This window comes from Mesorhizobium sp. M5C.F.Ca.IN.020.29.1.1 (assembly GCF_003997375.1).
In the GTDB taxonomy this organism is placed as follows: Bacteria; Pseudomonadota; Alphaproteobacteria; order Rhizobiales; family Rhizobiaceae; genus Mesorhizobium; species Mesorhizobium wenxiniae.
This window is the reverse complement of the sequence record NZ_RZSW01000025.1, coordinates 1-4,016: the sequence shown is the minus strand read 5'-3', so window position 1 is coordinate 4,016 and position 4,016 is coordinate 1. Positions and strand designations below refer to the sequence as shown.

2 protein-coding genes are annotated in these 4,016 nt (G+C 62.4%); one reads left to right on the top strand and one right to left on the bottom strand.

Annotation, left to right across the window (positions count from 1 at the left end):
* Positions 1-1,933: protein-L-isoaspartate(D-aspartate) O-methyltransferase (locus tag EOA85_RS03895; protein WP_127208453.1), on the bottom strand; the 1,933-nt coding region annotated here is incomplete at its 3' end.
* 262 nt (positions 1,934-2,195) lie between these two features.
* Here EOA85_RS03895 and EOA85_RS03890 point away from each other — a divergent pair.
* On the top strand, positions 2,196-4,016 hold a 1,821-nt coding region (locus EOA85_RS03890), incomplete at its 3' end, for a phosphoketolase family protein (protein WP_164759475.1).

The following is a 4,016-nucleotide window of genomic DNA, read 5'->3' as shown; positions in this document are numbered from 1 at the left end:
GCGTCACCGCGACGGTTTCGTCAAACCAGACGAAGGCGTCAAACTGCTGGGAAAGAGAGGCAGCCGCGTAATGGCTGCGCAGTTCGGTTTCCGGCCGATAAATCACGCCGATGAAGCGCTCCAGCCGGCGCTCCAGAAGCCGATCGCGAAGATCGTCGTCGCGCTTGATGTCGAGCAGGAAACGCGAGACGCCGCAATCATGGCAAAGCCGCTCGTAGCTATCGCTATGCGAGGGCCGCACCCGCTTGATTTCCATCTCGCTGTCCCAGTCGGAGGCCGCGGCCACTGTCCCGGAATGCGTACTGAGCCCGATCAGGGCCGCCTCGTCGCCGAAACGCTGGCGGCAGAGCTGGCCGATGTTTACTTCGTCCCTGACAATCCCCATTTCGGTATAGCGTGCATCTCCGATGTGGGAGTTATGCGCCCACACGACCGCCTTGGCGTTCGGCCCGCGGGCCTCCAGCAGATGCTCGAGTGTCTCGAACATATGGGTGTCGCGCAGGTTCCAGGACTGCGCGCCGCCATAGTACATGATCCGATAGTAGCGTTCCGCGGAAGCGATCAGCCGGGCATTCTGGGTGGCATCTAGAAAATCAACGCCGTCCTGCTGCGCATAGTCGAGCTGCTTGGCAAGCAGTTCGCGGCATTGTTCAAGCACGGCCTGCTCGCATTTCTCGTAACCCGATGTGAGCGCGACGCGGCCGTAGGTGGATGGTTCGTGTTGCCAAGGCGTCAGGCAGCCATAGCGCTCACGCGCGATCTTTGCTGCCTGCGGATCGACCCGATCGAGATATTGCAGAACCGCGCCGATCGATCCGCTCATATTGTAGATGTCGAGGCCATAGAAGCCCGCCAGCCGGGACGATATCCTGATCCGCTCATTGTGTTGTCGCATCCAGTCGACAAACGCGGCAACGTCGGTGTTGCGCCACATCCAGGTGGGAAACCGCTGGAACGGCGGATCGGCGTCAGCCCGCGACCGCCGATGGCGGACGTGGCGGTCAATCGCCGCTGCGTCAGGCCAGTCGGCTTCGACCGCGACGATGGTGAAGCCGTGCTTCTCGATAAGCCTGCGGGTGATCGCCGCACGAGCCCGGTAGAACTCCGACGTACCGTGGCTCGCTTCACCAAGCAGGACGACGCGCCGGTCGCCAAACCGGTCGAACAATTCGCCGAACGCCGGATCGTCGAAATCCGGTAGCGGTTCGGCCGCTGCCGCGATCATCTCTGGCAGGCTGCGCGTGCGTGCGGGTCCGGACCGACGATCCGCGGTACGGCTGCCGCTCTCGGGCCAGCCCTGCTCGCCGATGAGCGGGACAAACCGCACGCCGCCGAAATCCTCCTCGCTGTAAGTTGCAGCGCCAGTTCGGGTGACCTTGAGAAGGCGCTGATCATGTGGTTCGTCGCCGACCGGGATGACGAGCCTGCCGCCGACGTCGAGCTGTTCCTGAAGGGCAAGCGGCGCACCGGGTCCGCCGGCGGCGACCAGAATGGCGTCGAAGGGCGCTGCGTCGGGCCAGCCTTTGGTGCCATCGCCGGTGCGGACTTCGATATTGTCATAGCCAAGCTCTTCGAACCGCTGTCTCGCCGTTTCGGCCAACCCGGCGTGGCGTTCGATCGTGTAGACGCGTTCGACGATCCGGCTGATCACGGCAGCCGCGTACCCTGAGCCGGTGCCAACCTCCAGGACATGGTCGCCCGGTCCGATCTCTGCCATCTCGATCATCAAGGCGACGATGTAGGGCTGCGATATCGTCTGACCTTCGGCGATCGGCAGCGGCCCATCCTCGTAGGCGAATTCTTCAAAGCCGGGCGCGACGAAAGCCTCGCGTGGAACCTCACGCATCGCTTCCAGCACCTCGCGGTCATGGATGCCACGGCGGCTGAGCTGGACTTCGACCATTCGGTCGCGTGCATCGGGAAGATCGAGCATCTTTTGCTCCTCTTTCGAGCCCCAATCGTGCCTAACGGCTCCCCGGCGACAATCCCTCGATCGGCGTGCACTCTGCTCGGCAGCGCTTGATCTCATTTCGGCGGCTCGTCTCCTTAACCGTTGGCGAGCTTCCAGGTTCCTGCAAAAGAGCGATTGGCAGGCGCGGATGGCGGCTCCAGCCGAACTTATTTCCGTGAAAATCCTTTCTCCGAGGCGATCTCACTCCAGATATCGACGGGCGAACGCATCTGGAGACTTTTCCATGAATGACGAGGCTCAGAGAGCTGCGACCACAACAGGCCTTTATCAGGTCGATCTCATGGACCGTTATTGGCGGGCCGCGAACTATATTTCGGTTGGCCAGATCTATCTGATGGACAATCCGCTGCTGCGCGAGCCCCTGAAAGCCGAGCACGTCAAGCCGCGGCTGCTCGGCCATTGGGGCACGACACCTGGCCTCAACTTCATCTACGTCCACCTGAACCGCGTTCTCCGGGAACGCGGTCTCGACGTTCTGTTTATCTGCGGCCCAGGTCATGGCGGCCCGGCGATGGTGGCGAACACGTGGCTTGAGGGCACCTACAGCGAGATCTATCCTGAGATCGGCCAGGGCGAAGACGGCCTGAGGAAACTCTTCCGGCAATTCTCCTTCCCCGGTGGAGTGCCGAGCCACGCTGCTCCGGAAACGCCCGGCTCGATCCATGAAGGCGGAGAACTGGGATATGCGCTGGTCCATGCCTTCGGCGCGGCCTTCGACAATCCTGATCTGGTGGTCGCCTGCGTCGTCGGCGACGGTGAAGCGGAGACCGGTCCGCTCGCGGCGGCATGGCACTCCAACAAGTTCCTCAATCCGGCATCCGACGGCGCCGTGCTGCCGATCCTGCATCTCAACGGCTACAAGATCGCCAACCCGACGATCCTTGCCCGCATGGATGACGTGGAATTGCGGGGCCTGTTCGCCGGCTATGGCTACGAACCACTTTTCGTCGAAGGACACGAGCCGATTCCCATGCATCGGTTGATGGCCACGAAGCTGGACACCGCGCTGGACAGAATCCGCTCCATCCAGAAGCGCGCCCGAGCGTCGGGCTGGCAGGGAGAGCGTCCGCTGTGGCCGATGATCGTGCTGCGCAGCCCGAAGGGGTGGACCGGACCGAAGGAGGTCGACGGCAAGAAGGTCGAGGATTTCTGGCGCTCGCATCAAGTTCCGGTGTCGAACGCGCGCGGCAACGAGGCGCACCGCAAGATCCTCGAAGACTGGATGCGGAGCTACGAGCCGGAAAAGCTGTTCGACAACAGCGGGCATCTGCTTCCAGAGTTGGCGGCGCTTGCGCCAACCGGGTCAAAGCGCATGGGCGCAACCCCCTACGCCAATGGCGGATTGCTGAAGCGCGACCTCGTGCTTCCCGATTGGAAAAGCCTGGCGCTCGACGTGCCGCGTCCGGGAGGTGCCACAGCCGAGGCGACGCGGGTTCTCGGAAGCTATCTCCGCGACGTCATACGCCTGAATGCGGAGGCCAGAAATTTCCGGCTGATGGGGCCGGATGAGACGTCCTCCAACCGCCTTGACGACGTCTTCGAGGTTACGGACCGGGTCTGGACGCAGCGGATCGAGCCCTACGACGTCCAGCTCTCCCGTGACGGCCGTGTCATGGAAGTGCTCAGCGAGCATCTCTGCCAGGGTTGGCTGGAGGGCTATCTGCTGACCGGCCGGCATGGCCTGTTTTCCTGTTACGAGGCGTTCATCCACATCGTCGATTCGATGGTCAACCAGCATGCGAAATGGCTGAAGACATCCCGCGAGCTTGCCTGGCGCAAGCCGATCGCTTCACTCAATTACCTGCTGACGTCTCATGTCTGGCGGCAGGATCACAACGGCTTCAGTCACCAGGATCCGGGCTTTGCCGATTTTGTCGCCAACAAGAAGGCCGATACCGTCAGGCTTTATTTCCCGCCGGATGCCAACACGCTGCTCTGGATCACCGACCATTGCCTGAGAACCTACAACCGCATCAACGTCATCACCGCCGGCAAGCAGCCGGCGCCGCAATGGCTGTCTGTCGAAGACGCAGAAACCCACTGC